The sequence below is a fragment of the Lentisphaerota bacterium genome, assembly GCA_016873675.1.
Classification (GTDB): Bacteria; Verrucomicrobiota; Kiritimatiellia; order RFP12; family JAAYNR01; genus VGWG01.
Genome location: VGWG01000158.1, coordinates 1 through 5,045 on the forward strand (window position 1 = coordinate 1; position 5,045 = coordinate 5,045).

At 61.0% G+C, this 5,045-nt stretch carries 5 protein-coding genes; 4 read left to right on the forward strand and 1 reads right to left on the reverse strand.

The window, feature by feature from the left end; translation table 11 throughout:
• Positions 1 to 168: 168 nt before the first annotated feature.
• A complete protein-coding gene (locus FJ222_12005) occupies positions 169 to 1,227 on the reverse strand; it encodes a PAS domain S-box protein (GenBank protein ID MBM4165145.1) in 1,059 nt (352 codons plus the stop codon).
• A 509-nt stretch (positions 1,228 to 1,736) separates the two neighbouring features.
• On the opposite strand from FJ222_12005, the gene FJ222_12010 reads away from it, so the two are divergent.
• The 4 genes from FJ222_12010 to FJ222_12025 form a co-directional block, all read left to right on the forward strand.
• A complete protein-coding gene (locus tag FJ222_12010; GenBank protein ID MBM4165146.1) occupies positions 1,737 to 2,210 on the forward strand; it encodes a hypothetical protein in 474 nt (157 codons plus the stop codon).
• A 27-nt stretch (positions 2,211 to 2,237) separates the two neighbouring features.
• Positions 2,238 to 3,230, forward strand: coding sequence for a 16S rRNA (cytosine(1402)-N(4))-methyltransferase RsmH (rsmH, locus tag FJ222_12015; protein ID MBM4165147.1), 993 nt, complete (start codon positions 2,238 to 2,240; stop codon positions 3,228 to 3,230).
• Entirely contained in the window at positions 3,227 to 3,607 is a 381-nt protein-coding gene (locus tag FJ222_12020) for a hypothetical protein (GenBank protein MBM4165148.1), read from the forward strand. The genes rsmH and FJ222_12020 overlap by 4 nt, the downstream gene beginning before the upstream one ends.
• A 21-nt stretch (positions 3,608 to 3,628) precedes the next feature.
• The coding region (locus FJ222_12025) for a penicillin-binding protein 2 (protein ID MBM4165149.1) at positions 3,629 to 5,045 on the forward strand (1,417 nt) is incomplete at its 3' end.

Genomic DNA, 5,045 nt, shown 5'->3' on the forward strand with positions numbered 1-5,045 from the left:
GGATCGCAGGCGTGAGATAGCAGCCTGCGAGAGGTGGAACGCGCCCGCGCGCAGTCTGCGAACTCACCGCGCTTGCGCCATATTCGGCATTGTAAAAAAGGGGGTTGACATTTACCCCACCCCCCCCCGCATAATGCATTCCGAACAATGCGTTCGGCTCTTTCATCTTCACGCTCCACGGGTGTGGGGCGGGGGCGGGGAGCGGACGCAGGGAGCGCCCGAGAAGTTGGCACTCTCAAGCTCCTGCGCATGATACGGAAAATCCTCTCCCTCCTGCATCCTGATACCCACGGCATCTGCACCCGTGTGTTGTTTCAATGCGATCAGGACATGCTGAATGGCTTTCTTGAGATCGACGCGTTCATTTAAACGCTGCAAAATCATATGGCACGCTTCGTGGTAGGCTATGACCCGTTTGTGCTTGGTGATGTCGGTATGGACTCCGACAAGTCCCGTGATGCGGCCGGACTGGTCTTTGCTCGCGTACGCGCGTAGAAGGATAGTCAGGACTTTCCGGTCCCTGGCGTACATCTGCACCTCGCCAGTCCACGGGTCTCCGGCCATGATCGTCCGGAACACCTCGTGACCGATGGCAGGGACGACATACAGGGTTTCGGGGGGATTCTCGCCTATGGCGCCGAACAGTTCGTCGAAGGCCTTGTTCTGGTAGTAGTGCTTCCCCTCCGGCGTGGACATGCCCACGGCGTCGGAAGCGTTCTCCACCGATTCTTTGAACAGGCGCAAAGCATCCTCAGCCCGCTTCTGTTGGGTGATGTCCAGGGCGAGCGAGATGACGCCGGTGACCTTGCCCTGGCTATCGTGCTGTATGGAGTTATTCCACTCGCACAGGATTGCTTCACCACGTTTCGTGAGGTTCTCGTTGATTGACCGGCTTGGGAGATTTCCGGCCAGCAACGCGTCCACGATCCCCGCCACGGCCGGAAGCGCGGAAGCGGGGAGCAGGAACGAGAAGAAGTCCTTGCCGAGAACCTCCTCGCGGGTCCAACCGAACACCGTCTCCGCCTGCCGGTTCCAGTCCACAACCCGGCGTTCGGTATCCCACACGGCCATGGCTAACGGCGAACCGTCGTAGATCGCACGATACCACTCTTCGGAAACGCGGACCGCATCTTCAGCCGGAAGATGTTCCGTCTCTCCTCGCGCCTTGATCGCTTGTCTAGCCATTTCCGGTCTCCTCCCTGACAGGCTCTGCCCCAGCGCTGGCATGAGCCGCCACGCCGAAAAGGGTACAGTTAACGGGCGGGCGGGTCAAGAAGAGAAAGCTGAAATGCTGAAAACTGAAAGCTGAAAACTGAGGTTAATCAGAAGGTCCGTTCCTTGTGGCCCCGCTGGTTAGGACCATTTTCCGTACTTCCACGCTTCATCGTACATGGCGATGATGCTTTCAGTAGAAGGGCGCCATGTAGCCGCACTGCAAGGCTTTCATTCGGCACGCTTCCTGGGCTTGGGCTCTCATGCCCGAGTAGTCGAACCAGTCGGCCCGCGGCCATGAGTATCGGTTCAGATCGTCAATCGTCTGTGCGGCGGCCAGGGGGTAGAACGATTGCTCGTCATAGTCAAGTTCCCGCTGAATAAAATCACAACTCTGAGGCTCTTGCAAACACCCAGGATGGGGTTTTGCATGAGCCTTCCCCCCCCGGCAATATTTTTTCTCGAAATTCCTGTTGACAGATCGGTGTCAGAAGGTGTTGAATGGTGTCACAAAAGGTCAATTGGTGGAAACGGAAAGCAAAACCTCCCTGGCGAGCGCCCGCGGTCTATTCGTGGGGCGGTTCGATCATGCCCTCGATCCCAAGCGCCGGATCACGATTCCGGCCACGTGGCGCGAGATCATGGGCCAGGCCGGGACGGTGTACGTGATTCCCGATCCCTATGTGAAATGCCTCAATCTGCTGCCGGTGGCGGAGATGGATGTGCGCTTGGAGAAACTGCGCCAGAAGTCGCTGTTCGATCCGGGTGCGGGAGAGGCGCTTCGAGTGATTGGCGAGAACTCCGAGCAGTTGCAATGGGATGTGCAGGGGCGCATCCGGATCCGCGACAGACTCTTGGCGTTTGCCAGCCTCGAAGACCAGGTGGTGATGATCGGCGCGGTCAACCGGGTTCAATTGTGGTCGCCGCGTCTGCGGCCCGAAGATGCCGAGGTCGATCAGGGACGACTGGCGTTGGCGGTGCAGCAGGTTGCTTTTTAACGGAGGCCGACCGTGCATGTGTCGGTAATGGTAGCCGAGGTGTTGGAATTGTTGGCGGTGCGGCCCGGCGGACGGTACGTCGACGGGACTCTCGGAAGTGGGGGACATGCGGCCGAGATGCTCGCGCGAGCCGGGGCGACCGGTGCTTTGCTTGGGATCGACCGCGATCCCGAGGCGCTGGGGCGGGCGGCGGCGCGGCTTTCGGGTGTGGCGGGCCGCCAGGTGCTGGTTCACGGCGATCATGGCGATCTGGCGCGGCTGGCACGGGAGCATGGCTTTGAGAAGGCCGACGGCATCCTCCTCGATCTGGGGGTGTCGTCCGACCAGATCGACACGCCGGGCCGGGGTTTTAGTTTTCAGGCAGACGGCCCGTTGGACATGCGGATGGATCCGACCGCAGGCGTGACGGCGGCCGATCTGGTCGCGACGCTGGACGTCTCCGGTCTGGCCGGGCTGTTCCGCAGCTTGGGCGAGGAGCCGCAGGCGTTGCGGGTGGCCAAGGCGGTCGTGCGCGCCCGAGACGCGCGGCCGATCGTGACGACAGGACGGCTGGCGGACATCGTCAGCGCGGCGCTCGGCGGACGCCGCGGCAGCGGTAAGCATCCGGCGACACGGGTGTTTCAAGCGCTGCGGATGGCGGTCAACCGCGAATTGGAGGAACTGGATCAGGCACTGGAGGACGGGTTGAGGTTGCTCGCGCCCGACGGTCGGTTCGTTGTGATTACGTTTGAAAGTCTCACGGATCGGCGGGTGAAGCATCGTTTCGTGGCGCATGCGGGCCGGCAGGTGTCGCTGCAGCAGGGTGGCGCGCGCTGGGAGGGAGACCTGCCGGCGGTGGAATTGCTGACCCGTCGTCCGCGGACGGCGGGCGATGACGAGGTGTCCCGCAATCCGCGGGCCCGATCCGCAAACGTGCGGGCGGTGCGCCGGCTGCGGCCGGAAGAAGAGGCGAATTTGTACAGTGGAGATAAACGAACGTTGAAAAAGACAGATACAGGTAATGGGGAGGCGCAGCCATGATGCGCAAAAATCGCAAGCACCGTGTTCACGGGCGGATCGTTTCGGTCCACGCCGTCGGGTTGTCTGTGCTCGTCGTGTTCGTGCTGGTCGGATATCTGGCGATGGACAACCGATGTGGCGCGCGCGGTCAGTTGATCAAGGATCTCGAGCGACGGTATGCGTCACTTGAGGATGAGCGGATTCGCGAGGAGGCGAAATGGAACGCGATGAAGACGCCCGACGCGATGGGCCAGCATCTCCTTCGGCACGGCCTCAGCATGACCTATGCCCGCCCCGATCAAATCATCCGCATGCCCCATTCGGATTCGGCTGTTGCCCTGGTGGCCGAGTATCAGGAGCGTGAACGTTCGGCCCGGGCGTCGCGGCGCACGCCGTAATTTCATGCAAGGGAGGACCCGATGAACCGGGGCGACAAACAGCGGATACTGTTCGCCGTCTTCATGTTGTGCGCGTTTCTGGCGTGGATCACGTTTCGCCTCTGCCAGCTTCATTTGGGAAACTATTCGGGGAAGATCGAATCGCGCAATTTCCAGCAGGAGCTGGTGGCTTTGCGCGGGACGATCTACGATTGCAACGGGACGCAGAATCCGCTGGCCATCAGCCTGCCGGGGCGTCTGGTGTTCATAGATCCCAAAATGGTCAACCCCAGTCACGACAAGCTCGTGATCGCTGAGCAGCTCGCCAAGGCATTAAACCTGAATATTGAAACGATTCTGCGGGATCTCAACCGCACCGACTCGCGCTTCATCCGTCTCGCCGTCAGCACGGACGATGCTGTCTTCAACCTAATCGCCGACAAGAAGACGATGAGCGGCGTCGGCGCACAGCCTCAAACCATCCGGAGCTATCCGCAGGGGCGGCGCATGGCTCACGTCGTCGGCTTCATCAATGCCGAGGCGATCGGCAGTGCGGGGATCGAGCAGAGCCGCCATGCGGACATGATCGGCGCGCCGGGAGTCATATCGGGCGAGGTCAATGCCAATCGTGTTGAAATCTTCGGCCGGCGCACGCAGAACATCCCGCCCGTGCATGGCGCGAGCGTACACTTGACGCTTGACAACAACATCCAATATTTTGTCGAGCGGGGGTTGCGCGAGGCGATGGAGACAAGCGGAGCCGATGCGGCATGGGCCGTGGTGCAACGCGTGGCTACGGGTGAAATACTGGCCATGGTCTCGCTCCCCGACTACGACCCCAACCAGTACAACCGGGAGAACGAACTCGTCAAACGGAACGCCGCGCTCGGCGTCAATTTCGAACCGGGTTCAACCATGAAATCCATGGTTGTCGCGGCGGCTCTGAACGAGCGGATCATTACGCCGGCGACGGTCATCGACGCCGAGACGGGGATCTGGTTCTATGCCGGTAAAATCCTGAATGACCATGTCCGCGGGCTGGTCGATGTCACGACCGTCATCAAGAAGTCGAGCAATATCGGCGCGGCCAAGATCGGGCTCATGCTGGGGAATAAACGCCTGGAGGCCTATCTACGGGGATTCGGATTCGGCCGCAAACTTGGCATCGACCTGCCCGGGGAGGAAAACGGCATACTCGCGCCGTCCAAGAAGTGGTCGATGATCTCACCGACCCGTCTGTCTATCGGACAGGGGGTTGCGGTCACGGCCGTCCAAATGCTGAATGCCTATTGCACCATTGCCAACGGCGGGCATCTGATGCAGCCCTTTGTGGTCAAACAGGTCGTATCGAGCTCGGGCGAGACGTTGTATGAGGGCAAGCCGCGAATGATCGGACGCCCCATCCGCCCCGAGACTGCGGCGACGATGCGTCACCTGTTGACCGGCGTGACCGAACTGG

What these genes read in the sequence shown, in the direction of transcription:
- FJ222_12005 (MBM4165145.1), bottom strand. Translation starts at nt 1,227, where the DNA reads ATGCCAGCGCTGGGGCAGAGCCTGTCAGGGAGGAGACCGGAAATGGCT.
- rsmH (MBM4165147.1), top strand. Translation starts at nt 2,238, where the DNA reads ATGGTAGCCGAGGTGTTGGAATTGTTGGCGGTGCGGCCCGGCGGACGG.
- FJ222_12020 (MBM4165148.1), top strand. Translation starts at nt 3,227, where the DNA reads ATGATGCGCAAAAATCGCAAGCACCGTGTTCACGGGCGGATCGTTTCG.